Annotated in this window: 25 protein-coding genes; 24 read left to right on the forward strand and 1 reads right to left on the reverse strand. The window is 69.1% G+C overall.

Features of this window, described 5'->3' with window-relative positions:
• Positions 1-202: 202 nt before the first annotated feature.
• A complete protein-coding gene (locus tag IV112_RS20530; RefSeq protein ID WP_304006872.1) occupies positions 203-1333 on the reverse strand; it encodes an aminotransferase class V-fold PLP-dependent enzyme in 1131 nt (376 codons plus the stop codon).
• Positions 1334-2099: 766 nt separating this feature from the next.
• Between IV112_RS20530 and IV112_RS20535 the strand changes: the two genes are divergently transcribed.
• The 24 genes from IV112_RS20535 to IV112_RS20650 all read left to right on the forward strand — a co-directional run bounded on the left by IV112_RS20535 (position 2100) and on the right by IV112_RS20650 (position 22956).
• Positions 2100-3188 carry a hydrogenase small subunit gene (locus tag IV112_RS20535; protein WP_304006874.1) on the forward strand — a complete coding sequence of 363 codons (1089 nt, stop codon included), beginning with the start codon at positions 2100-2102 and terminating at the stop codon, positions 3186-3188.
• 24 nt (positions 3189-3212) lie between these two features.
• Complete coding sequence (locus IV112_RS20540; RefSeq protein WP_304006875.1) at positions 3213-5069, forward strand: nickel-dependent hydrogenase large subunit; 1857 nt, start codon at positions 3213-3215, stop codon at positions 5067-5069.
• 35 nt (positions 5070-5104) lie between these two features.
• Positions 5105-5695, forward strand: coding sequence for a HupE/UreJ family protein (locus IV112_RS20545; protein ID WP_304006877.1), 591 nt, complete (start codon positions 5105-5107; stop codon positions 5693-5695).
• Between the two features lie 25 nt (positions 5696-5720).
• A complete protein-coding gene (gene cybH, locus IV112_RS20550) occupies positions 5721-6449 on the forward strand; it encodes a Ni/Fe-hydrogenase, b-type cytochrome subunit (protein WP_304006878.1) in 729 nt (242 codons plus the stop codon).
• A gap of 4 nt (positions 6450-6453) precedes the next feature.
• Complete coding sequence (locus IV112_RS20555) at positions 6454-6879, forward strand: HigA family addiction module antitoxin (RefSeq protein ID WP_304006879.1); 426 nt, start codon at positions 6454-6456, stop codon at positions 6877-6879.
• Positions 6880-6903: 24 nt separating this feature from the next.
• Complete coding sequence (locus IV112_RS20560) at positions 6904-7578, forward strand: HyaD/HybD family hydrogenase maturation endopeptidase (RefSeq protein ID WP_304006881.1); 675 nt, start codon at positions 6904-6906, stop codon at positions 7576-7578.
• Positions 7579-7581: 3 nt separating this feature from the next.
• A complete protein-coding gene (locus tag IV112_RS20565) occupies positions 7582-7923 on the forward strand; it encodes a HypC/HybG/HupF family hydrogenase formation chaperone (RefSeq protein WP_304006883.1) in 342 nt (113 codons plus the stop codon).
• Entirely contained in the window at positions 7920-8414 is a 495-nt protein-coding gene (locus IV112_RS20570; protein ID WP_304006885.1) for a hydrogenase, read from the forward strand. The genes IV112_RS20565 and IV112_RS20570 overlap by 4 nt, the downstream gene beginning before the upstream one ends.
• Positions 8415-8428: 14 nt before the next feature.
• The gene (locus IV112_RS20575; protein WP_304006886.1) at positions 8429-9304 is read left to right on the forward strand and encodes a hydrogenase expression/formation protein; all 876 of its coding nucleotides are present in this window, start codon (positions 8429-8431) and stop codon (positions 9302-9304) included.
• Between the two features lie 2 nt (positions 9305-9306).
• Positions 9307-9528: a rubredoxin gene (locus tag IV112_RS20580; protein ID WP_020162830.1), complete on the forward strand. Its 222-nt coding sequence runs from the start codon at positions 9307-9309 to the stop codon at positions 9526-9528.
• Positions 9529-9561: 33 nt separating this feature from the next.
• Positions 9562-10068, forward strand: a complete 507-nt coding sequence (hybE, locus tag IV112_RS20585; protein ID WP_304006888.1) for a [NiFe]-hydrogenase assembly chaperone HybE — start codon at positions 9562-9564, stop codon at positions 10066-10068.
• The gene (locus IV112_RS20590) at positions 10065-11156 is read left to right on the forward strand and encodes a hydrogenase formation protein (RefSeq protein WP_304006890.1); all 1092 of its coding nucleotides are present in this window, start codon (positions 10065-10067) and stop codon (positions 11154-11156) included. The genes hybE and IV112_RS20590 overlap by 4 nt, the downstream gene beginning before the upstream one ends.
• A complete protein-coding gene (gene hypA / locus IV112_RS20595) occupies positions 11149-11493 on the forward strand; it encodes a hydrogenase maturation nickel metallochaperone HypA (protein ID WP_019916015.1) in 345 nt (114 codons plus the stop codon). Before IV112_RS20590 ends, hypA begins: the two co-directional genes overlap by 8 nt.
• A gap of 189 nt (positions 11494-11682) precedes the next feature.
• The gene (gene hypB, locus IV112_RS20600; protein ID WP_304006892.1) at positions 11683-12651 is read left to right on the forward strand and encodes a hydrogenase nickel incorporation protein HypB; all 969 of its coding nucleotides are present in this window, start codon (positions 11683-11685) and stop codon (positions 12649-12651) included.
• A complete protein-coding gene (locus IV112_RS20605) occupies positions 12648-13793 on the forward strand; it encodes a Kae1-like domain-containing protein (RefSeq protein WP_304006894.1) in 1146 nt (381 codons plus the stop codon). Before hypB ends, IV112_RS20605 begins: the two co-directional genes overlap by 4 nt.
• Positions 13784-14026: a HypC/HybG/HupF family hydrogenase formation chaperone gene (locus IV112_RS20610; RefSeq protein ID WP_304006895.1), complete on the forward strand. Its 243-nt coding sequence runs from the start codon at positions 13784-13786 to the stop codon at positions 14024-14026. Before IV112_RS20605 ends, IV112_RS20610 begins: the two co-directional genes overlap by 10 nt.
• Positions 14023-15162, forward strand: coding sequence for a hydrogenase formation protein HypD (gene hypD, locus IV112_RS20615; protein WP_304006896.1), 1140 nt, complete (start codon positions 14023-14025; stop codon positions 15160-15162). The genes IV112_RS20610 and hypD overlap by 4 nt, the downstream gene beginning before the upstream one ends.
• Positions 15159-16235, forward strand: coding sequence for a hydrogenase expression/formation protein HypE (gene hypE, locus IV112_RS20620; RefSeq protein ID WP_304006898.1), 1077 nt, complete (start codon positions 15159-15161; stop codon positions 16233-16235). Before hypD ends, hypE begins: the two co-directional genes overlap by 4 nt.
• 6 nt (positions 16236-16241) lie before the next feature.
• Positions 16242-16703 carry a hypothetical protein gene (locus IV112_RS20625; protein WP_304006900.1) on the forward strand — a complete coding sequence of 154 codons (462 nt, stop codon included), beginning with the start codon at positions 16242-16244 and terminating at the stop codon, positions 16701-16703.
• Positions 16700-18445 (forward strand): enoyl-CoA hydratase-related protein, encoded by a 1746-nt coding sequence (locus IV112_RS20630; protein WP_304006902.1) that lies wholly within the window; start codon positions 16700-16702, stop codon positions 18443-18445. Before IV112_RS20625 ends, IV112_RS20630 begins: the two co-directional genes overlap by 4 nt.
• Positions 18442-19890 carry a sigma-54-dependent transcriptional regulator gene (locus IV112_RS20635; protein ID WP_304006904.1) on the forward strand — a complete coding sequence of 483 codons (1449 nt, stop codon included), beginning with the start codon at positions 18442-18444 and terminating at the stop codon, positions 19888-19890. Before IV112_RS20630 ends, IV112_RS20635 begins: the two co-directional genes overlap by 4 nt.
• Complete coding sequence (locus IV112_RS20640) at positions 19890-21722, forward strand: NAD(P)H-dependent oxidoreductase subunit E (RefSeq protein WP_304006905.1); 1833 nt, start codon at positions 19890-19892, stop codon at positions 21720-21722. Before IV112_RS20635 ends, IV112_RS20640 begins: the two co-directional genes overlap by 1 nt.
• Positions 21719-22411 carry a 2Fe-2S iron-sulfur cluster-binding protein gene (locus IV112_RS20645; RefSeq protein WP_304006907.1) on the forward strand — a complete coding sequence of 231 codons (693 nt, stop codon included), beginning with the start codon at positions 21719-21721 and terminating at the stop codon, positions 22409-22411. Before IV112_RS20640 ends, IV112_RS20645 begins: the two co-directional genes overlap by 4 nt.
• Positions 22408-22956, forward strand: a complete 549-nt coding sequence (locus IV112_RS20650) for an NADP oxidoreductase (RefSeq protein ID WP_304006909.1) — start codon at positions 22408-22410, stop codon at positions 22954-22956. The genes IV112_RS20645 and IV112_RS20650 overlap by 4 nt, the downstream gene beginning before the upstream one ends.
• The last annotated feature ends 2 nt before the right edge of the window (positions 22957-22958 follow it).

Genomic DNA, 22958 nt, shown 5'->3' on the forward strand with positions numbered 1-22958 from the left:
TATGTCCCGAAACAGCACGAAAACGCTTGCGCCGGAACATAGAATCTCCCACGAATCCCGGCTTCCGCCGCCGATTGCGCGATCCCTGTGGGAGCGGCCTTGGCCGCGACGCAGCCGCTGCGGTCCGCAGGCTTCGGTGCAGGCTGCTGTCAGGGTCAGACGACCCCGCCCACAGAACCCGACCTCGCCTGCGGCCGGGTTCTCAGCCGGCGACCTTGTCCAGCGCCGCCTTGAAGCTCTGCACGGTGCGCTCGACGTTCTGCAGCTTGTCCAGACCGAACAGGCCGACGCGGAAGGTGCGGAAGTCGGCCGGTTCGTCCACCTGCAGCGGGACGCCGGCGGCGATCTGCAGGCCTTGCGTCGTGAATTTCTTGCCCGACTGGATATCCGGATCGCTGGTGTAGCTCACCACCACGCACGGCGCCTTGAAGCCTTCGGCGGCGACGCTGTCGAAGCCCTTGGCTTCCAGCAGCGCGCGGATCTGGCGGCCCAGTTCGATCTGGTTGGCCTTCACCTTGTCGAAGCCGTAGCGCTCGGTTTCCAGCATCACGTCGCGCAGTTTCGTCAGCGCGTCGGTCGGCAGCGTCGCGTGATAGGCGTGGCCGCCGTTCTCGTAGGCTTCCATGATCTGCAGCCACTTCTTAAGGTCGGCGGCGTAGCTGGTGCTGGTGGTGCCGTCGATGCGCGCACGGGCGCGTTCGCCCAGCATGACCAGACCGGCGCAGGGCGAACCGCTCCAGCCTTTCTGCGGGGCCGACACGACGATGTCGATGCCGAGTGCGCCCATGTCCACCCACAGCGTGCCGGCGGCGATGGCGTCGACCACGAACAGGCCATCGACCTCGCGCACCGCGGCAGCGACTTCACGCAGGTAGTCGTCCGGCAGCAGCATGCCGGCCGAGGTTTCGACCTGCGGCGCGAACACCACGGCGGGCTTCTGTTCGAGGATGGCGGCGACCACTTCCTTGACCGGCGCCGGCGCGAACGCCTTCTGCGAACCCGGCTCCGGCTGGCGCGCCTTCAGCACGATCTGCTCCGACGGGATGCGGCCCATGTCGAAGATCTGCGTCCAGCGGAAGCTGAACCAGCCATTGCGGATCACCATCACCTTCTGGTCGGTGGCGAACTGGCGCGCCACGGCTTCCATGCCGAAGGTGCCGCTACCCGGCACGACGACGGCCGACTTGGCGTTGTAGACCTGCTTCAGAACGCGCGAAATGTCCTTCATGACGCTCTGGAAGGCGGCGGACATGTGGTTCAGCGCACGGTCGGTATAGACGACCGAATATTCGAGCAGTCCCTCGGGATCGACATTGGGCAGAAGGCCGGACACGGTGATCTCTCCGTTTCAGTGGGGTAGACGACAGATTTGCACCCCCGCTTGTGGCGGCGGCTGGACAGAACCTGCGGGTGTTCCGGGCGGACGGGTCCGTTCGGAGGGTCGGGATTCTAATCCACTGAGGCAGCTTGCCGGTATGTCGGGTTTCCGCTGTTGCCGCCCGGGCTGCCTTCGCCGATGGGGCGGCCGACCTGTCGGCGCCAGCGCCGGTTCTCTGTGGGAGGGGTCTTGACCCCGACGGCGGCGCATAACGAAGCCGGCGGACAGCGGAGGCCCTGTCGCGGCCAAGGCCGCTCCCACAGTGGAGGGCGCACGACTTTCGGCCGGAGCTCGGGCCAAGGTTCTGTGGGAGGGGTCTTCTGACCCCGACAGCGGCCTGAAGTGAAGCCGACGGACGGCAGCGGCCCCGTCGCGGCCAAGGCCGCTTCTACAGTGGAGCGCCCGGTGGAAGCGTGCTTGCCAGACGCTGGCGGAAATCGGCAGATCTGCTTGCAACGCCGCCCGTCGACGCCCCGTCGCACCGTTCTCTCCGCGCATATCTTTTCCGATGCAGATCAATGCTTTGATCTGCATCAATATTTTTGCTGCGGCGCAGAAAATCCGGCTGGCCCGCAACTTGTTAGTAGCCACCACCCACCCGTGCGAATCGACGGTTCGTCCGAGGTGTTTCGAGGTCCGTGAGCACACGGCTCGCCGGAAACATGGCGTGCGGCGCAGGCGAGGGGCCCCAGACAACAAGAAGCACAGGAGAGAGACCAGGATGGAAACCTTCTATGAGGTGATGCGCCGGCAGGGCATCTCGCGCCGCAGTTTCCTTAAGTACTGTTCGTTGACCGCCACCTCGCTCGGCCTCGGCCCGGCCTTCGTGCCGCAGATCGCCCACGCGATGGAAACCAAGCCGCGCACCCCGGTGCTGTGGCTGCACGGGCTGGAATGTACCTGCTGTTCCGAATCCTTCATCCGCTCGGCCCACCCGCTGGCGAAGGACGTGGTGCTGTCGATGATTTCGCTCGACTACGACGACACGCTGATGGCCGCCGCCGGGCACCAGGCCGAAGCGATCCTCGAAGAGATCATGACGAAGTACAAGGGCAACTACATCCTGGCGGTCGAGGGCAACCCGCCGCTGAACCAGGATGGCATGAGCTGCATCATCGGCGGCAAGCCCTTCATCGACCAGCTCAAGCACGTCGCCAAGGACGCCAAGGCCATCATCTCCTGGGGTTCCTGTGCCAGCTGGGGCTGCGTGCAGGCGGCCAAGCCGAATCCGACGCAGGCCACGCCGGTGCACAAGGTCATCTTCGACAAGCCCATCATCAAGGTGCCGGGCTGCCCGCCGATCGCCGAGGTGATGACCGGCGTCATCACCTACATGCTCACCTTCGACCGCATCCCCGAGCTGGACCGCCAGGGCCGGCCGAAGATGTTCTACAGCCAGCGCATCCACGACAAGTGCTACCGCCGCCCGCACTTCGACGCCGGCCAGTTCGTCGAGGCCTGGGACGACGAGTCCGCGCGCAAGGGCTACTGCCTCTACAAGGTCGGCTGCAAGGGCCCGACCACCTACAACGCCTGCTCCACGGTGATGTGGAACGAGGGCACCAGCTTCCCGATCAAGGCCGGCCACGGCTGCATCGGCTGCTCGGAAGACGGCTTCTGGGACAAGGGCTCGTTCTACGACCGCCTGACCGACATCCACGCCTTCGGCATCGAAGCCAACGCCGATGAGATCGGTGGCACGGCGGCCGGTGTGGTGGGTGCCGCGGTCGCGGCGCACGCCGCCATCTCGGTGGCCAAGCGGGCACGCGACAAGGCCGTCGAGGCCAAAGCGGCGTCCACCAACAGCTGATCCAGACACACGAGGAAGAACACCATGGGTGCTTACGAAACACAGGGCTTCAAGATGGACAACACCGGCCGGCGCATCGTCGTCGACCCGGTCACGCGCATCGAGGGCCACATGCGCTGCGAGGTCAACCTCGACAGCAACAACGTGATCCGCAACGCGGTCTCCACCGGCACCATGTGGCGTGGTCTGGAGGTGATCCTCAAGGGCCGCGACCCGCGCGACGCCTGGGCCTTCGTCGAGCGCATCTGCGGCGTCTGCACCGGCTGCCACGCGCTGGCCTCGGTGCGCGCGGTGGAAGACGCGCTGGACATCCGCATCCCGCTCAACGCGCACCTGATCCGCGAGATGATGGCCAAGACGCTGCAGGTGCACGACCACGCGGTGCACTTCTACCACCTGCACGCGCTGGACTGGGTCGACGTCGTGTCCTGCCTGCAGGCCGACCCGAAGAAGACCAGCGACCTGCAGCAGATGGTGTCGCCCGCGCACCCCATGTCGTCGCCCGGTTATTTCCGCGACGTGCAGAACCGGCTGAAGAAGTTCGTCGAGAGCGGCCAGCTCGGCCCGTTCGCCAACGGCTACTGGGGCTCCAAGGCCTACGTGCTGCCGCCCGAGGCCAACCTGATGGCCGTGACCCACTACCTGGAGGCGCTGGACCTGCAGAAGGAATGGGTCAAGGTGCACACCATCTTCGGCGGCAAGAACCCGCACCCGAACTACCTGGTCGGCGGTGTGCCCTGCGCCATCAACATCGACGGCGACGGCGCCGTCGGCGCCCCGATCACGATGGAACGCCTGAACTTCGTCGAGGCGCGCATCAAGGAAATGATCGAGTTCAACAACAACGTCTACATCCCGGACGTGCTCGCCATCGGCACGATCTACAAGCAGGCCGGCTGGCTGTACGGCGGCGGTCTGGCGGCGACCAACGTGGCCGACTACGGCACCTACGAGAAGGTGCCGTACGACCACAGCACGCATCAGCTGCCGGGCGGCGTCATCCTCAACGGCAACTGGGACGAGATCCACGAAATCGACCCGCGCGACCCGGAGCAGGTGCAGGAGTTCGTCAATCACAGCTGGTACAAGTACGCCGACGAATCCAAGGGCCTGCACCCGTGGGACGGCGTGACCGAACCGAACTACGAGCTCGGCGCCAAGACCAAGGGCACGCGCACCAACATCGAGGAGATCGACGAGAGCGCCAAGTACTCGTGGATCAAGTCGCCGCGCTGGCGCGGCCACGCAGTCGAGGTCGGCCCGCTGTCGCGCTACATCCTCGGCTACGCGCACGCCGCCAAGGGCAACAAGTGGTGCCAGCGCGTGAAGCAGCAGATCGACGAGTCGGCGGTGGCGATCAACAGCGCCATCCCGAAGGCGCTCGGCCTGCCGGAGACGAACTTCAGCGCCAAGCAGCTGCTGCCCACCACCATCGGCCGCACGCTGGCGCGCGCACTGGAAAGCCAGTACGCCGCCGAAATGATGATGGACGACTACAAGCAGCTGATCGGCAACATCAAGGCGGGCGACACCAGCACCGCCAACGTCGAGAAGTGGGACCCGAAGACCTGGCCGAAGGAAGCCAAGGGCGTGGGCACCGTCGCCGCACCGCGCGGCATGCTGGGCCACTGGATCCGCATCAAGGACGGCCGCATCGAGAACTACCAGTGCGTCGTGCCGACCACCTGGAATGGCAGCCCGCGTGACACCAAGGGCCAGATCGGCGCCTTCGAGGCCAGCCTGATGAACACGCCGATGGTGAATCCGGAACAGCCGGTTGAAATCCTGCGCACGCTGCACTCGTTCGACCCCTGCCTCGCCTGCTCGACGCACGTGATGAGCGAGGACGGCCAGGAACTGACCACGGTGAAGGTGCGCTGAAGCGCGCCCACGACATAACGAAATCAGGAGGAAACATGAATACGTCCCTCGTTCGCCGCGCCTCCGTCGCGGCCGCCCTGGCGCTGGCAGCCGGTGTCGCCCAGGCGCATGAAGGTCACGGCGCACACGGCCTGGCCGCAGGCCTGGCGCATCCCTTCGCCGGCCTTGATCATCTGCTGGCGATGATCGCCGTCGGTCTCTGGTCGGCCGCCGTGCTGCCCGCCGCACAACGCCTGGCCGGCCCGGCCTTCTTCCTGCTCGCGCTGCTGGCCGGTGCCTTCGTCGGCGTGCAGACGGGTGCCGGCGTCTTCATCGAAGCCGGTGTCGCGCTCAGCGTCGCACTGTTCGGCGTGCTGCTGCTGGCGCGCCGCCAGCTGCCCGCGGTGGCTGGCTTCGCGCTGATCGCCGCGGCCGGTGCGCTGCACGGCGTCGCGCACGGCGCCGAGTGGGCGGCGGGCTCGTCCTTCGCCGCATACGCGGCCGGCTTCGTGCTCGGCTCGGCGCTGCTGCACGCCGCCGGTCTGATCGCCGGCAGCTGGCTGGCGCGTGTGCCGGCCTGGGTCTGGCGCGTGCAGGCGGCAGGGGTCGGTGCCGCCGGCCTGTTCATGTTCGCGTCGCGCATCTGAAGCACCCAACCGCGGGAGACGACAGATGTCCGCAACTACTGAAAAGCTTTCCCACGCCACCGGCATCGACGAGGGGGCGGTTGCTCACGGCCGCTCGATCAAGTCGGTCTACGTGTATGAAGCGCCGGTGCGCGTGTGGCACTGGATCAACGCGCTGGCGATCACGGTGCTCGCGCTGACCGGCTACTTCATCGGCTCGCCGCTGCCGACGCAGCCGGGCGAGGCCAGCGCCAACTTCCTGATGGGCTACATCCGTTTCGCCCACTTCGCCGCCGGCTACGTGCTGGCGGTCGGTCTGCTCGGCCGCACCTACTGGGCCATCGTCGGCAACCACCACGCACGCGAGCTGTACTGGGTGCCGCTGCTGACCAAGGCCTACTGGGTCGAGGTGCTCGGCATGCTGAAGTGGTATGCCTTCGTCAGCCCGCGGCCGGGCCGCTACGTCGGCCACAACCCGCTGGCGCGTTTCGCGATGTTCTTCGGCTACCTGCTGCTCACGCTGTTCATGATCTGCACCGGCTTCGCGCTGTACGGCGAAGGCGCGCAGATGGGATCGTGGCAGGACCTGATGTTCGGCTGGGTCATTCCGCTGTTCGGCCAGTCGCAGGACGTGCATACCTGGCATCACCTCGGCATGTGGGGGCTCATCGTGTTCATCATCCTGCATGTCTATGCGGCCATCCGCGAAGACATCATGGGTCGCTCCAGCGTGGTGAGCACGATGATTTCCGGCCACCGCACCTTCAAGGACTGAGGCCATGTCCGCCGCCACCTCGCTTGCAGCCAGCACCGCAGCGGCGGACACGCCCACCGCCTCCTCGCGCGAAAGAAGGCTCGTTGTGCACCCCTTGCGTCCCGGACGGTCACCCCTGCAACGCGTACCCGCCGGCATTCCGGTGCGTGCGCCGTGGCATCCGGGACGATTTCTTTCGCGCAATTTCCTCGAACCGCTCGGCATGTCGCAGAGCGAAGCCGCCCGCGCGCTCGGCATGTCGCGCCGCCGTCTGCACGAGATCGTGCACGGCCAGCGCGCGATGACGCCCGACACCGCCATCCGCTGCGCCCTGCTGTTCGGCACTGACGCCGCCTTCTGGCTGGCGCTGCAGTCCGCCTGGGACAGCTTCCACGCCTGGAAGGCGCTGCGCGCCACGCCTCACGCCACGCTTCCGCGCGGCACTCACTGATTTTTTCCGAAGGAAGGTCCGACCATGAACCCGAATCCGTCCGGATGCAGCTGTCACCCTCCCCGTGACAGCATCGTCGTGCTCGGCATCGGCAATGTGCTGTGGGCTGACGAAGGCTTCGGCGTGCGCTGCGTCGAAGCGCTGCAGCAGCGCGTCGAGTTCGACGAAGGCGCCGGCGACGCCCCGGAGGTGCAGCTGATCGACGGTGGCACGCAGGGGCTCTACCTCGTGCAGCACGTGCAGGCGGCCGACTGCCTGCTCATCTTCGACGCCATCGACTACGGCCTCGAGCCGGGCACGCTCAAGTGCATCGCCAACGACGACGTGCCGCGCTTCATGGGCGCGAAGAAGATGAGCCTGCACCAGACCGGTTTCCAGGAGGTGCTGATGCTGGCACAGCTGACCGGCCAGTACCCGCGCGAAGTGCTGTTGATCGGTTGTCAGCCGGAAGAGCTGGAGGACTACGGCGGCAGCCTGCGGCCGTCGGTGCGCCGGGCGATGGACGACGCGCTGGCGCTCGGCCTGGACACGCTGCGCCGCTGGGGCGCGCGGCCGGTGCCGCGCACCACGCCGCTGACCGAGCGCGAGTGCATCACCTTCGCCGAACTCGAACTGACGCGCTACGAAGGCGAACGTCCGCCGGAAGAGCTCGCCTGCCGCAGCGGTGACGCCCGCTTCTTTCCTTCGCTGGAGGGCTGAGCCGTGTGTCTGGGCATACCGATGCAGGTGATGGCCCTCGAACCGGGCCACGCGCGCTGCGTGGGCCGGCTCGGTCTGCGCCGCGTGCGCACTGCGCTGGTCGGCGATGTGGCGGTCGGTGACTGGCTGCTGGTCTTCCTCGACAGCGCGCAGGAACGCATTACGGTCGAGCGGGCGCAGGAGATCGACGCCACGCTGGACCTGATCGAATCCGTCATGCAGGGCGAGGCCGGTGACGGCGCTGCCGCCTTCGCACTGCCGTCGGCAATGAGCAGCGAACAACTGCGGGCGCTGTCCGGCGCCCGTGCGGACACGCAGGACAACACGCAGGGAGAAATCGCATGAGCATCGAAACCGCATCATCCGAAGCGGTCGTCACGTTGCCGGTCGCCGCGCCGGCCCTCGTGTCGCCGCTGATCGACCGCCTGGTCAGCGCGCACGGCGCGATCTGGCTCACCGCCGATAATGTCGCCGACTGGGCGGCCGCCGGCGGCGACCGCGTCATCCTGCTGGCCGGCGACCCGGTGCGCTTCCCCGAAGCGCTCGACGTCGCGGTGGTGCTGCCCGAACTGCGCCAGCATTTCGCGCAGCGCTTCGCCGTCGGCGTCGCCACCCGCGAACACGAGGACGCCATCGCCAAGCGCTACGGCTCGATCCGCTGGCCGGCGCTGGTGTTCGTGCGCGACGGCCAGTACGTCACCGTGCTGTCCGGCATGCTCGACTGGGACGTCTATGTCGAGCGCGTCGCTGAGGCGCTGGCGATGCCCGCGTCGCGCGCACCCACCATAGGCATCCCGGTGCGCAATGGCAGCGCATCCGATTCTTCCTGTCACTGAGCGGAGTACGGCACGTGAAAGAGTTTCCCGCATTTCCCATTCCGGTCGCCGTCATCGGCCCCGGCACCCAGGTCGAGGACGAAACGCTGCAGTACATCAACATGCCGCAGGGCATGGAAACCTTCCGCCCGCCCGTCCTGCCCGAGCCGGAAGAGCTGGTCGGCCACGAACAGGCGCATCTGGCGCTGCGTGACGTGCTGGCCTGCCTCGGCGCCACCCGCAGCGACGGCCGCAACCGCAGCATCGACCTGACCCGGCTGCCGGCCGAAGACCTGAAGCTGATCAACCAGGTCATGGGCGAGGGCGAGGTCAGCGCACAGGTGCGCACCGAAGGCGATGCCGCCCACCACGTGGCGGTGCAGGAGTCGGTGTTCGCCGGCGTCTGGCGCGTCATCGTCAGCGACAACGGCAGCGTCCTGTCCGACACGATAGAGGTGGGCGCCATCCCGCAGGTGCTGCGCACTTCGGCCGCCGACGACCTGTGGTTTACCGTGCCGCGCTGGCAGGGCGCGCTGCCGCCCAATGTGCAGAACGCGCCGGCGCTGCTGGCCGAGATCGAGGACCAGTGGCGCGGCTGGAAGCCGGGCAAGCCGGCGCATGTGGTGAATCTGACGCTGCTGCCGATGTCGAACGAGGACATCGGTTTCATGGACCACCACCTCGGCACCGGGCGCGTGCTCATCCTGTCGCGCGGCTACGGCAACTGCCGCATCACCAACACGCGCGTGCCCAACACCTGGCGCGTCGTCTATTACAACTCGCAGGACGTGGTCATTCTGAACACGGTCGAGGTGACCGCGCTGCCGGAAGTCGCGATGGCGGCGAAGGAGGATCTCGAGGATTCATTCGAGCGTCTGACCGAAGTGCTGGCCTGGGTGGAAGGCGACTGATCATGTCGGCCAATGTGCGCTTCGAAGGCAGCTATCTCGGCGATGCCGGCAAGTTGCCGGACAATGCGAAACTCGAATGCAAGATCTGCTGGTGGGTGTATGACCCGCAGCAGGGCGACCCGGTGTGGCAGATCGCGCCGGGCACCGCATTCACCGACCTGCCGCCGCACTGGCGCTGCCCGCAGTGCGACGGTGACGCCGACCAGTTCATGGTGATCGACTGAGGTTGATCGCCTCACCGCACCTGAGCGACCGACATGGCCACCGACCCGATGCTCGCCTACCGCATCAGCGCCCTCGAAGCGCTGTTCCGTCAGATCGCCGACACCCGCATGGCCGGGCTGCCGATCATGAACGCGGCGCTGCGCGTCGAGGTGGTGGGTTTCGAGCTGTGCCCGTCGGAGCCCGACCTGCCGGCGGCAGCCAGCGGCGTGCTGGTGACGCCATGGTTCATGAATCTGGTGCGCCTGCCGCTGGCCCGCGAGGACGATCTCGGGCGCGTCGGCGTCACGCGCCGGCTGGCGGTCGGGCGCGAGCGCTTCGACTTCATCGGCGCGCACGAAGCCGCCATCGGCACCTTCGACGCCTGCTCGCTGTTTTCGCCGATGTTCGATTTCGCGTCGCAGGACACCGCCGTCGCCACCGCGCAGGCGGTGCTGGTACGACTGCGCGAACCTTTGCCCGACGTGGTGAAGGATGCGGCGGAACAGCCGGAACGCCCGGCCCGCCGCGGCTTCCTGTTCGGGCGGAGCCGCACGCCATGATGTCGCTCGACGCACTGGCCGGTGTGCTGCGCGTTCAGCCGGGTGCCCAGCGCCCGGCCGCGCTGAGCGGCCAGCGTCCGGACTGGGCGGCGCGGCTGGCTGTCGGTCGCCCGGCGCAATCGCTGCCCGACCTGCTCGGCGCCGTGTTCAGCCTGTGCAGCCACGCCCACCGGCTGTGCGCGCGGGCTGCGGTCGACGCCGCGCTCGGCGTCGATGCGCCGCTGCCGGACACCTTGCGCGGCGAAACGCTGCGCGAACACCTGCGCCGCGTCCTGCTCGACTGGCCAGCACTGCTGACGGCCGGGCCGTCGGCCGACGCAGCGTGCGCGCTGGCCGCCTGCCCCGTGCTGCGCGCCGACGGCCGTGACGCCGCGTGTGCCGCCAGCATGCCGGACTGGATCGAACGCCATCTGCTCGGCGTCGCACCGGCCCGCTGGCTGGCCGCCTTCGAGCGCGCGCCGCAGCAGGCCTTTGCCGACTGGCGCGACGCGGGCCAGACCTGGCTCGCCCGCGGGCTGCGCGACAGCGCCGCGCTGGCCGATGCACCGGTCGCCGCGGCATCGGCGCTGCACGTGCATGCCAGTGAAGCGGCGCTGCGCACGCTGGCCGCCGCGATGACGCAGGACCCGGCCTTCACCCGTCGTCCGCGCATCGACGGTGCCTGTGCCGAAACCGGCTGCTGGACGCGTCTGGCCGACGCCGCGCTGCTCCGCTCGGCCTCCGATCGCTTTGCGGCGCGGCTGGCCGAACTGGTGCGCCTCGCGCTGCCGGGCGGCGAAGGCCGCCTGCGCAGCGGCCGTATCGAGCTGGCGCCGGGCGAGGGGCTGGCCTGGGCGGAGATGGCGCGCGGCCTGCTCGTCCACTACGTACGGCTGGATGGTCGCGGCGACGAGGCGCGCATCGACGCCTGTCACGTGCTGGCGCCGACCGAATGGAATTTCGATGCCGACGGTGCGGTGGCTGCCGCACTCGAAAAGCTGGACCCGGCGGCGCCCGATTGCACGCGCCGTGTCGCGCTGCTGATGGCGGCGTACGACCCCTGCGTGCGCTACGAGATGGCAGGCCGGCAGGAGGTGTCCCATGCATGAAGCCAGCCTGGCCGGCGGCATCCTGCAGCTGGTCGAGCGCACTGCCGAGCGCGAGCGCTTCGCCCGCGTCACGCATCTGCGGCTGGAGGCGGGCCAGCTGGCCGGCGTCGAGTCGCGCGCACTGCGCTTCGCGCTCGAAGCCATCGCCCCCGGCACGCTGCTCGACGGCGCGCGCATCGATATCGACGAACCACCGGGCGAAGCCTGGTGCATGGACTGCAGCCTCACCGTGCAGATCGCGCAGCGCGGCGACGCTTGCGCGCACTGCGGCGGCTACCGGTTGCAGCCGACCGGCGGCACCGAACTGAAGGTGATCGACATGCAGGTAGAGGACTGAGAGCTGGTCTGGATTCTGTAGGAGCGGTCTTCTGACCGCGACAGGGCGGTTGATCACGCGCCAACTGCCGATCCGTCGCCGCGGTCGCGGTCAGAAGACCGCTCCTACAGGAGCGTTGGCGCGCAAGGCATCGCGCTTGGCAGGATTGCACGACCCGGCTCAGACCGGGCAAGGACTGAGGAGACCGATATGTGCGTAGTGTGTGGATGTGCCGGTGACGGCAGCCAGGTGACGATGGAGGGGCACGGGCACGTCCATCCGCCCAGTCCTTATTCACCCGCGGCGCGGCGGGTGAAGTCCGGTGCGCCGGCGATCCGGCGGGCGGAACCGGCGCATGCGGGGGCCTCGCACGTCGCGGTGGACCCGGCCAGCGGCGACCTGCATTTCGGCGCCGGTGCGGCCAAGGTGTCGGTGCCCGGCATGAGCCAGGCACGCGCCATCCGGCTCGAAACCGACATCCTCGGCGAGAACGACCGCGTGGCGGCGCAGAACCGCGCGCACTTCGCGGCGCACGGCGTGACCGCGCTGAACTTCGTGTCCAGCCCCGGCTCCGGCAAGACCACGCTGCTGTGCGCCACCATCGAGGCGCTGAAGACACGCGCGCCCGGACTGCCGGTGGCGGTGATCGAGGGCGACCAGCAGACCTCCTTCGACGCCGACCGCATCCGTGCAACCGGCGCGCCGGCGCTGCAGGTGAACACCGGCAAGGGCTGTCACCTCGACGCGCCGATGGTGGCCGAGGCCTTCGCCCGCCTGCACCGCCACGATCACGGTGAGGAGCGCAGCCTGCTGTTCATCGAGAACGTCGGCAACCTCGTCTGCCCGGCCATGTGGGACCTGGGCGAGGCGGCGAAGGTGGCCATCCTGTCGGTCACCGAAGGCGAGGACAAGCCGCTCAAGTACCCGGACATGTTCGCCGCCAGCACGCTGATGCTGGTGAACAAGATCGACCTGCTGCCCTACCTTAACTTCGACGTCGAGCGCTGCATAGCCTTCGCGCGCCGCGTCAATCCGGCCATCGAGGTGATCCGGGTGTCGGCCACCACCGGCGAAGGCATGGGCGACTGGCTGACCTGGATCGAATCGCGACTGAAGGCCGACGCCGTGGCGGGCCTGCAGGCCGGCATCGACGACATCGTGCGGAGCGTCGCGTCATGAGCCCCCGGCTCCCCACCGTGCTGGCGGCCGGCGCCTGGCTAAAGAACGCCGCCTGCCTGTTCGAGGATGGCCGCGCCGTCTGGTCGCCGATGCACGGCGACCTCGGCGACCCGGCCGCCTGCGTCGCGCTCGAACAGTCGCTCGACCATCTGCGCGCGCAGTCCTGTACGCCGATCGAGGCGATCGCGCACGACCTGCACCCCGACTTCTACAGTACCCAGCTGGCGGTCGCGCTGGCCGACCGGCTGGGCGTGCCGGCCGTCGGCGTGCAGCATCACCACGCGCACATCGCCGCCGTGATGGCAGAGCATGGACTGACCGAACCGGTGGTCGGGCTGGCGCTCGACGGCGTCGGCCTCGGCACCGACGGCGTGGCCTGGGGCGGCGAACTGCTGTGGGTCGCCCCCGGCGACTGGCGCCGGCTCGGCCACCTGTGGCCGCTGCGACTGGCCGGCGGCGACGTCGCCGCGCGCGAGCCCTGGCGGATGGCCGCAGCGGCGATGCAGACGCTGGGTCGCGGCGCCGACATCGAGGCACGCTACACCGCCGCGGTCGGCGCGCAGGCGGCGCGCACCGTCACGCGCATGCTGGACAGCGGCCTCAACAGTCCGCCGACCACCAGCACCGGCCGCTGGTTCGACGCCGCTGCCGGCGCGCTCGGTTTGAGCGTGCGCCAGTCGCACGAGGCCGAAGCCGCCATTGCGCTCGAATCGGCCGCCAAGCGCTGGTTTGCCGTGCACGGCGAACCGACGCTGGACAGCGTCATCGAGGTCGCGGGCGACAGCATGCTCGATCTGCGTCCGCTGCTCGCCCGTCTGCTCGATTGGCCGGACGGCGAAAATCGATGCGACGAAGCCGCCGCCTGGTTCCACGTGGCGCTGGCCGACGGCCTCGCGCAGTGGGCGATCGCCGCCGCGCAGCGCACTCAGGTCGATACCGTCTGCCTCGGCGGCGGCTGTTTCATGAATGCGCTGCTGACGCGTCGCGTCACGCTGCGGCTGCAGAGCCGCGGCCTGCGCGTGCTGCGGCCGCAGGCCACATCCTGCGGCGATGCCGGTCTGGCCCTGGGCCAGGCGTGGGCGGTCGCGCAGCAGATCCATCTCGCACCCGGCGTGCTCACGGAGTCCCTGTCATGTGTCTAGCCATCCCCGCCAAACTGGTCGAACTGCGCGAGGACGAACGCGCGGTGGTGAACCTCGGCGGCATCCGCAAGGAAGTGTCGATCGAACTGGTGCCCGAGGCGCAGGTCGGCGACTACGTCATCGTCCACGTCGGTCACGCCATCGGCATGATCGACCCGGAAGAGGCCGAGCGCACGCTGGCACTGTTCGGCGAAATGTCGGCAGCGATGGCCGCGACGGAGTCCGCCGCATGAAGTACATCGACGAATTCCGCGACGGCGACGTCGCCCGCAAGATCGCCGACCGTCTGGCCGTTGAAGCGCGCGGTGATCGCCCCTACAGCTTCATGGAGTTCTGCGGCGGCCACACGCACGCCATTTCGCGCTACGGCGTGAGCGAACTGCTGCCGGCCAATGTGCGCATGATCCATGGCCCCGGCTGTCCGGTCTGCGTGCTGCCGATCGGCCGCGTGGACATGGCGATCAAGCTGGCGCTCGAACACGATGTCATCGTCTGTACCTACGGCGACACGATGCGCGTGCCGGCCTCCGACAGCCTGTCGCTGACCAAGGCGAAGGCGCGTGGCGGCGACATCCGCATGGTGTATTCGGCGGCCGACGCGCTCACTGTCGCGCGCGACAACCCGGAGCGTCAGGTGGTGTTCTTCGCCATCGGCTTCGAAACGACGACGCCGCCGACCGCGCTCGCCATCCTGCGCGCGCAGCGCGAGGGGCTGAAGAACTTCAGCGTGCTGTGCTGCCACGTGCTGACCCCGTCCGCCATCACCCACATCCTGGAATCACCGGAAGTGCGCCAGTACGGCACGGTGCCGATCGACGGCTTCATCGGCCCGGCGCACGTGAGCATCGTCATCGGTGCCGCACCCTACGAGCACTTTGCCGAGGAATACCGCAAGCCGGTGGTGATTGCCGGCTTCGAGCCGCTGGACGTGATGCAGGCCATCCTGATGCTGGTGCGCCAGGTGAACGAGGGCCGCGCCCACGTCGAGAACGAATTCACCCGCGCGGTCGACCGCGACGGCAACCTCGCCGCGCAGCAGAAGGTGTCCGAAGTGTTCGAACTGCGACCCAGCTTCGAATGGCGCGGCCTGGGCGAAGTGCCGTACAGCGCGCTGAAGATACGGCCGGCCTTCGCCGAATTCGACGCCGAGCGCCGCTTCGACGTCGGCTACAAGCCGGTGGCTGACAACAAGGCCTGCGAGTGCGGCGCCATCCTGCGCGGCGTCAAGAAGCCGACCGACTGCAAGATTTTCGGCACCGTATGCACGCCGGAAAACCCGGTCGGTTCCTGCATGGTGTCGAGCGAGGGGGCGTGCGCGGCGCACTATGCGTACGGAAGATTCAAGGACATTCCGGTGGTGACCGCATGAACGCGAGAGACGACAGCAAGGGCGGCGCCGTGCGCGCCGGCTATGTCCGGCCGCTGGACATCCGCAACGGCCGCATCGACATGGGCCACGGTGCAGGCGGCCGCGCTGCCGCGCAGCTGATCGAGGAAATCTTCCTCGCCGCCTTCGACAATCCCTTCCTGCGCCAGGGCAACGACGGTGCGTCGCTGGCCATTCCGCAGGGCAGCCGTCTGGTGATGGCGACCGACGCGCACGTCATTTCGCCGCTGTTCTTCCCCGGCGGCGACATCGGTGCGCTCAGCGTGCACGGCACGGTGAACGACGTGGCGATGATGGGCGCGACGCCGCTCTATCTGTCGGCCAGTTTCATCCTCGAAGAGGGTTTTCCGCTGGCCGATCTGAAGCGCATCGTGCAGTCGATGGCGGCGGCGGCGCGCGAAGCCGGCGTGGCGGTGGTCACCGGCGACACCAAGGTGGTGGAGCAGGGCAAGGGCGACGGCGTGTTCATCAGCACCACCGGCGTCGGCGTGGTGCCGCACGGCATCGACGTGTCGGGCGCGAACGCGCGGCCGGGCGACGTCATCCTGCTGTCGGGCACCGTGGGCGATCATGGCGTGGCGGTGCTGTCGCAGCGCGAATCGCTGGAGTTCGAAACGACCATCGTGTCGGACACCGCGGCACTGAACGGGCTGGTCGCCGACATGCTGGCGGTTTGTCCGGCGATCCGCACGCTGCGCGATCCGACGCGTGGCGGTGTCGCCACCACGCTGAACGAGATCGCCCGCCAGTCAGGCGTCGGCATGCTGCTCGACGAAGCAGCGATACCGGTCAAGCCGGAAGTCGACGCGGCCTGTGAACTGCTCGGGCTGGACCCGCTCTACGTTGCCAACGAGGGCAAGCTCATCGCCATCGTGCCGGCCGAACACGCCGACGCCGCGCTGGCGGCGATGCGCGCGCATCCACGCGGCGCGGATGCCGCTCGCATCGGCGTCGTGCAGCAGGACGCGCACCACTTCGTGCAGATGAACACCCGCTTCGGTGGCCGGCGCGTGGTCGACTGGCTGAGCGGAGAGCAGCTGCCGCGCATCTGCTGAACCGCGATGAGCGCCGACCGCGTCTATGCCAAGACCGACAAGGGCCGCGCCGAACTGCTGTCGCGCACCGGCACGCTGCGCGGGCGACTGCGGGCCGCGCTCATCGTCGTCAATGGCCAGGCACCGCTGTCCGCGCTGCAGGAGGTGATCGGCGATGGCGCGGCCGGTCTGCTCGAAGAGCTGCGCAGCCTGGGCCATATCGAGGCGGTCAAGCCCGCTGCACTGCCGGCCGCCGGCGCAGGTGAAGCGCCGGCCGACACGCTGCTCGAAATGCGGCGCGCCGACGCGATGTCCCGGCTGGCACCGCACTTCGGTCCCGACGTGGCGCTGGTCGCTCGCCCGCTGCTGGCGGCCGACGACGCGACCGCCTTCGACAGCGCGCTCGACGCGATCGAGCGCACGCTCGCGCTCTACATGGGCCGCCGCGACGCCGCGCGCACGCTGGCCGGACTGAGGTTCTCGCGATGACGGCGCCGCTGCGCATCCTGCTGCTATGCCACAGCTTCAACAGCCTGAGCCAGCGCCTGTACGCCGAACTGACGGCGCTCGGTCATGTGCTGTCGGTGGAGCTGGACATCGCCGACGCGGTGACCGAGGAGGCGGTCGCGCTGTTCCAGCCGGACCTCGTGCTGGCCCCTTTCCTGAAGCGGCGCATCCCGGCGTCGGTGTGGCGCACCCTGCCCTGTTTCGTCGTGCATCCGGGGCCGCCGGGCGACCGCGGCCCGGCGGCGCTCGACTGGGCCATCGTCGAGGGGCAGCGCGAGTGGGGCGTCACCGTGCTGCAGGCGGACGGCGATTTCGACGCCGGCCCGGTATGGGGAGCCGCGACCCTCCCGCTGCGTGCGGCGTCCAAGGGCGCGATCTACCGGCGCGAGGTGACCGAGGCGGCGGTCGCGGCGACCTTGCAGGCGCTCGCCCGCTTCACTGCCGGCGATGCGCCGCAGAAAAGTGTGCCCGCCGCCGACGGCTGGCGCGGCGTGCTGCCGCAGTCGCGCCGCGCGATCGACTGGTCGCACGACGACAGCGCAACGGTGCTCGCGAAGATCCGCGCCTCCGACGGCCAGCCGGGCGTGGTCGACGCGCTGTTCGGCCAGCCCTGCCGGCTGTTCGACGCGCACCCGGCGACGCAGCAAGCGCTGGCCGGTCTTGGCGGTGCGCCGGGCGATGTGCTGGCGCAGCGCGACGGCGCGCTGCTGCTGCGGACCGTCGATGGTGGCGTCTGGATAGGCCGCGTGTCGATCGCCCTTGGCGACGCCGCATCGCCGATCAAGCTGCCGGCAACGCAGGCCTTTGCCGCGGCGGCCGCGACGCTGCCCGAACGTGCGGTGCCGCTCACGCGGGCGGCCGACGAATGGGGCGAGTTGCGCTACACCGAGCACGGCGAGCGCGGGGCCCGCGTCGGCGTGCTCAGTTTCGACTTCTGCAATGGCGCGATGTCCACCGCGCAATGCCAGCGCCTGCGCGACGCGCTGGTCGAGGTGAAGCGGCGCGACACGCAGCTGCTGCTGATCGCTGGCGGCGACGGCTTCTTCAGCAATGGCATCGACCTCAACTGCATCGAGGCGGCGGCGCACCGCGACGGCGACAGTGCGGCCGACGAATCGTGGCGCAACATCAACGCGATGAACGACGTCGCGCTGGAAATCATCACCTGCACCGACCGCCTCACCGTGTCGCTGCTGCGCGGCAACGCCGGTGCCGGCGGCGCCTTCCTCGCGCTGGCGGCGGACGAGGTGTGGGCGCAGCGCGGCGTCATGCTGAACCCGCACTACAAGAACATGGGCAATCTGTACGGCTCGGAGTACTGGACCTACCTCGCGCCGCGCCGGCTCGGCGCCGACGGCGCGCGCGCGCTGATGCAGAGCCGGCTGCCGCTGTCCGCACCCGAGGCGCTGCGCATCGGCTTCGTCGACCGTTGCCTCGACGTGCCGGCCGGTGAGGTACTCGATGCGGCGGTGCAGGAAGCCCGGCTGCTGGCCGCGTCGTACAATCTGCGCGATCGCGTCATGCGCAAGCAGACCGAGCGCGCGGCCCACGAAGCCGAACGTCCGCTCGCCGATTACCGCAAGGAAGAACTGTCCCGCATGCACCGCAATTTCTACGGCTTCGACCCCAGCTACCACGTCGCGCGCCACCACTTCGTGCACAAGCTTCCGCATGCCTGGACGCCGCGTCATCTGGCCGTGCACCGCGAGGTGGCTGCGCGATGAACGCCAGCCTGCGCGTGCCCACCGTGCTGGTGGTCGATGACGAGGTCCGCTCGCAGGACGCGATGCGCCGCACGCTGGAAGAGGACTTCACCGTACTCACCGCCAGCGGCGCCGACGACGCGCGCCAGCAGCTGGAGCGGCACGAGGTGAACGTCATCCTGTGCGACCAGCGCATGCCGGGCCTGACCGGCGTGCTGTTCCTGAAGGAGGTGCGCGAGCGCTGGCCCGACGTCGTGCGCATCGTCATTTCCGGCTACACCGATTCGGAAGACATCATCGCCGGCATCAACGACGCCGGCATCTATCAGTACATCCTGAAGCCCTGGGTGCCCGATCACCTGCTGGCCACCGTGCGCAACGCCGCCGAGGCGCAGACGCTGCAGCAGGAAACCGCCCGCCTCGACCTCGAACTGCGCACCGCGACGCCGGTGCTGCGCCAGCGCGCGGCGCACAAGCTGGAGCGCGCGCGCCGCACCTTCGGCTTCGACCGCATCGAGCGCTCCACCGGCAGTCCGCTCGATTCGGTGTGCGAAATGGCGGCGCGTGTCGCCCGCTACGACCTGTCGGTGCTGGTGCTCGGCGAATCCGGCACCGGCAAGGAACTGCTGGCGCGCGCCATCCACTACGCCAGCCCGCGTGCCAATGGCGCCTTCGTCGTCGAGAACTGCGCGGCGATACCGGAAACCCTGCTCGAATCCGAACTGTTCGGCCACAAGCGCGGTGCCTTCACCGGCGCCTACGAAGACCACATCGGCCTCTTTCAGCGCGCCGACGGCGGCACCGTGTTCCTCGATGAAATCGGCGAAACCTCGCCCGCCTTCCAGGTGCGCCTGCTGCGCGTGCTGCAGGAAGGCGAGGTGCGCCCGGTCGGCGGCACCCGTGCGGTGCCGGTGGACGTGCGCGTGATCGCCGCCACCCACCGCGACCTTGAGCAGCGGGTGCGCGACGGCCTGTTCCGCGAGGATCTGTACTACCGCATCGCCGGCGCCACCTTCACCGTGCCGCCACTGCGCGAGCGGGTGGGCGACATCGAGCCGATCGCCCGCCGCGTGGTCGACGAAGTGGGCATCGAACTGGGCCGCCCCGGCGCCTCGCTGACCGACGAGGCGATGGCCTGTCTGATGGGCTATCCGTGGCCTGGCAACATCCGCGAACTGCGCAACGAACTGGCGCGCGCGCTGGCGCTGAGCGACAGCGAACGCATCGAGGCGCAGTCGCTGTCGCTGCGCGTGCTGCACGGCCAGGCCGGCCTGACCGCCACCGCCAGCGCGACGCCCTTGCCGGCCAGCGGCACGCTGGCCGAGCGGCTGGACGCGATCGAAGCCATGGTGTTGCGCGAAACCCTGCTCCGTCATCGCTGGAACAAGACGCGCGCCGCCAAGGAACTGGGTCTGTCCCGCGTCGGTCTGCGCGGAAAGATGGTGCGCTTCGGTCTGGAGGGCTGATGGGCGACGCTGCGGACATCATGAGCGAGGCGGCGCGGGCGGCCGCCGACGCGGTGCTCGACCGCTGGCAGCGCGATCCGCACGCGCTGGTGCAGGTGCTGCGCGAAACGCAGGCGATCATGCACTGGCTGTCGCGCCCGCTGCTCGCCCATATCGCCGCCGCGCTCGGCCTCACGCGGGCTCAGGTCGAAGGCGTGGCCGGCTTCTACCGCTTCTTCCACACCCGCCCGGTCGGCCGCACGCGGCTGCTGTTTTCCGACAACATCACCGACCGCATGCTGGGCAGCGAAGCGCTGCTGGCGCAGCTGTGCGCCCGCCTCGGCGTTGCACCGGGCGAAGTCGATGCGCAGGGGCGCTTCAGCGTCGACCGCTGTTCCTGTACCGGACTGTGCGACCAGGGGCCGGCATTGCTGGTGAATCACCATCAGGTCATTACGCGACTGGACGCGACACGCGTCGACGCGCTCGCCAATCTGCTGCTCGCCGACACGCCGGTCGAGCAGTGGCCGGCTGCGTGGTTCACCGTGGTCGATGGCGTGCAGCGCGCTGACGTGCTGCTGAGCGGTCTGGCCGCCGACGCGCCGACGCTGCCGGCGGTGCTCGCGCAGTCGCCGCAGGCCCTGCTCGACGAAGTGGCGCAGTCCGGCCTGCGCGGCCGCGGCGGTGCCGGTTTCCCGACTGCGCGCAAATGGCAGGCCTGTCGCGACGCCGCTGGCGACTTGCGCGTCGTCGTCTGCAATGCCGACGAGGGCGAGCCCGGCACCTTCAAGGACCGCGTGCTGCTGGCCTTTCACGCCGACGCCGTGTTCGACGGCATGACGGTGGCGGCGCGTGCGGTCGGTGCGCAGCAGGGCTTTCTCTACCTGCGCGGCGAATACCGCTACCTGTTGCCGCAGCTCGAAGGCGTGCTCGCGCGCCGCCGCGCGCAGGGCTTGCTCGGCCGTGATGCGTGCGGCGTCGCCGGCTTCGGTTTCGATATCGCCATCCACCTGGGCGCCGGCGCCTATGTCTGCGGCGAAGAATCGGCGCTGATCGAATCGCTCGAAGGCAAGCGCGGCACGCCGCGCATCCGCCCGCCCTTCCCGGTGCAGGCCGGCTATCTCGGCCGGCCGACCGTGGTGAACAACGTCGAAACCTTCTGCGCGGTGGCCCATATCGCGCGCCGCGGCGGTGCCTGGTGGGCCGGCATCGGCACCGCCCAATCGACCGGCACCAAGATCCATTCGGTGTCCGGCGACTGCGCGCGACCCGGCCTGTACGAATACCCGCTGGGCACGCCCATCGCGCAGATCCTCGACGACTGCGGTGCCCGCGACGTGCAGGCGGTACAGGTCGGCGGGCCGTCCGGCACCTGCGTGCCGGCGGCGGATTTCGGGCACACCATCGCCTTCGAGGACGTGCCGAGCGCCGGCGCCTTCATGGTGTTCGACCGCACGCGCGACCTGTTCGAAGTGGCGCGCCACTTCGCCCGCTTCTTCGCGCATGAAAGCTGCGGCCTCTGTACGCCCTGCCGCGTCGGCACCGAACTGGTGGTGCGGCGTCTGGACAAGCTGGCGCACGCGCGCGGCGCCGGCAGCGCGTCCGCTTTCGATATCGAGCGCCTGCACGATCTCGATACGGTGCTGCACAGCGGCACCCACTGCGGTCTCGGCGCCTCGGCCTGCAACCCGCTGCGCGACACGATGCGGCATTTCGGCGCCGCCTACGCGCAGCGCGCGACCGCGCCACAGTTCCAGCCGGACGTCGACCTCGACGCCGAACTGTCGGCGGCGCGCCGCGTGACCGGACGGACCGACGCCGGCGCGCATCTGCACACGGACACACCGGCATGAGCGGCGTCGATCCGACCTTCGACCTTGACGGCCAGCCGGTCGCGCTGCAGCCGGGCGACACGATATTGACGGCGGCAGCGCGCGCCGGGCTCGACATTCCGCACCTGTGCTGGAGCGAAGAGGTATCGGGCAGCGCGTCGTGCCGGCTGTGCACGGTGCTGGCCGACGGCCGCCCGGTGGCCGCCTGCGTGACGCCGGCGGTGGCCGGCCAGAAGGTCGACTGCCGTACCGCCTCGCTGGCCACGCAGCGCCTGCGCCTGCTGCAGATGCTGTTCGTCGAGGGCAATCACTTCTGCCCCGGCTGCGAAAAGAGCGGCAACTGCGTGCTGCAGGTACAGGCCGAACGCGCCGGCATGACCGACCTGAACTTCGAGGTGCTGAACCCGGAGCGGCCGGTCGATGCCAGCCACCCCGACGTGCTGTTCGAACCGAACCGCTGCATCCTGTGCCAGCTGTGCGTGCGTGCCAGCGACGAGATCGACGGCAAGCGCGTGTTCGCCATCGGCGGCCACGGCATCGCCACCCGGCTGCTGATCGACAGCCCGAGCGGCCGGCTCGGCGACAGCGCGCTGTCGGTGGATGATCGCTCCGCCCACATCTGCCCGGTCGGCGCGCTGCTGCCCAAGCGGGTCGGCTTCGCGGTGCCGATCGGCCAGCGCCGCTTCGATACCGAGGACACGCGCGGATGAATGCGCCGCCCGCATCGACGCCGCCGCGCAAGCTGCGCGTCGCCACCGTGTCGCTGGCCGGCTGTTTCGGCTGCCACATGTCGCTGCTCGACATCGACGAGCGGCTGTTCGATCTGGTCGAGCGGATCGAATTCGACCGCTCGCCGCTGACCGATATCAAGACCGTCGGTGAGGTCGAGCAATGCGACATCGGTCTGGTCGAAGGCGGCCTGTGCAATGCCGAGAACGTCGAGGTGCTGCGCGCCTTCCGTGCTCGCTGCACCGTGCTGGTGGCGGTCGGTGCCTGCGCCATCACCGGCGGCCTGCCCGCGCTGCGCAATCATCTGGACGTCGGCGACATCCTGCAGTCGGTGTATGGTCGGGTGCCGGACGACCCGGAACTGCCGCTGCCGCTGAACCGCGTGCTGCCGATACACGAGGTGGTGCATATCGACCACGCGCTGCCCGGCTGCCCGCCGCCAGCCGACGCCTTCTGGCAACTGCTGCAGGACCTGATGGCTGGCCGCACGCCGGTGCCGGCACCCGGCCTCATCCGCTACGACTGAAG

Source organism: Methyloversatilis discipulorum, from assembly GCF_018780585.1.
Lineage (GTDB): Bacteria > Pseudomonadota > Gammaproteobacteria > Burkholderiales > Rhodocyclaceae > Methyloversatilis > Methyloversatilis discipulorum_B.

Coding starts and splice junctions, on each gene's coding strand:
- hypE (WP_304006898.1), top strand. CDS start 15,159: ATGAACGCGAGAGACGACAGCAAGGGCGGCGCCGTGCGCGCCGGCTAT.
- IV112_RS20535 (WP_304006874.1), top strand. CDS start 2,100: ATGGAAACCTTCTATGAGGTGATGCGCCGGCAGGGCATCTCGCGCCGC.
- IV112_RS20625 (WP_304006900.1), top strand. CDS start 16,242: ATGAGCGCCGACCGCGTCTATGCCAAGACCGACAAGGGCCGCGCCGAA.
- IV112_RS20545 (WP_304006877.1), top strand. CDS start 5,105: ATGAATACGTCCCTCGTTCGCCGCGCCTCCGTCGCGGCCGCCCTGGCG.
- IV112_RS20580 (WP_020162830.1), top strand. CDS start 9,307: ATGTCGGCCAATGTGCGCTTCGAAGGCAGCTATCTCGGCGATGCCGGC.
- IV112_RS20570 (WP_304006885.1), top strand. CDS start 7,920: ATGAGCATCGAAACCGCATCATCCGAAGCGGTCGTCACGTTGCCGGTC.
- IV112_RS20555 (WP_304006879.1), top strand. CDS start 6,454: ATGTCCGCCGCCACCTCGCTTGCAGCCAGCACCGCAGCGGCGGACACG.
- hybE (WP_304006888.1), top strand. CDS start 9,562: ATGGCCACCGACCCGATGCTCGCCTACCGCATCAGCGCCCTCGAAGCG.
- IV112_RS20640 (WP_304006905.1), top strand. CDS start 19,890: ATGGGCGACGCTGCGGACATCATGAGCGAGGCGGCGCGGGCGGCCGCC.
- IV112_RS20590 (WP_304006890.1), top strand. CDS start 10,065: ATGATGTCGCTCGACGCACTGGCCGGTGTGCTGCGCGTTCAGCCGGGT.
- hypA (WP_019916015.1), top strand. CDS start 11,149: ATGCATGAAGCCAGCCTGGCCGGCGGCATCCTGCAGCTGGTCGAGCGC.
- IV112_RS20645 (WP_304006907.1), top strand. CDS start 21,719: ATGAGCGGCGTCGATCCGACCTTCGACCTTGACGGCCAGCCGGTCGCG.
- hypB (WP_304006892.1), top strand. CDS start 11,683: ATGTGCGTAGTGTGTGGATGTGCCGGTGACGGCAGCCAGGTGACGATG.
- IV112_RS20610 (WP_304006895.1), top strand. CDS start 13,784: ATGTGTCTAGCCATCCCCGCCAAACTGGTCGAACTGCGCGAGGACGAA.
- IV112_RS20605 (WP_304006894.1), top strand. CDS start 12,648: ATGAGCCCCCGGCTCCCCACCGTGCTGGCGGCCGGCGCCTGGCTAAAG.
- IV112_RS20635 (WP_304006904.1), top strand. CDS start 18,442: ATGAACGCCAGCCTGCGCGTGCCCACCGTGCTGGTGGTCGATGACGAG.
- IV112_RS20650 (WP_304006909.1), top strand. CDS start 22,408: ATGAATGCGCCGCCCGCATCGACGCCGCCGCGCAAGCTGCGCGTCGCC.
- IV112_RS20630 (WP_304006902.1), top strand. CDS start 16,700: ATGACGGCGCCGCTGCGCATCCTGCTGCTATGCCACAGCTTCAACAGC.
- hypD (WP_304006896.1), top strand. CDS start 14,023: ATGAAGTACATCGACGAATTCCGCGACGGCGACGTCGCCCGCAAGATC.
- IV112_RS20540 (WP_304006875.1), top strand. CDS start 3,213: ATGGGTGCTTACGAAACACAGGGCTTCAAGATGGACAACACCGGCCGG.
- cybH (WP_304006878.1), top strand. CDS start 5,721: ATGTCCGCAACTACTGAAAAGCTTTCCCACGCCACCGGCATCGACGAG.
- IV112_RS20560 (WP_304006881.1), top strand. CDS start 6,904: ATGAACCCGAATCCGTCCGGATGCAGCTGTCACCCTCCCCGTGACAGC.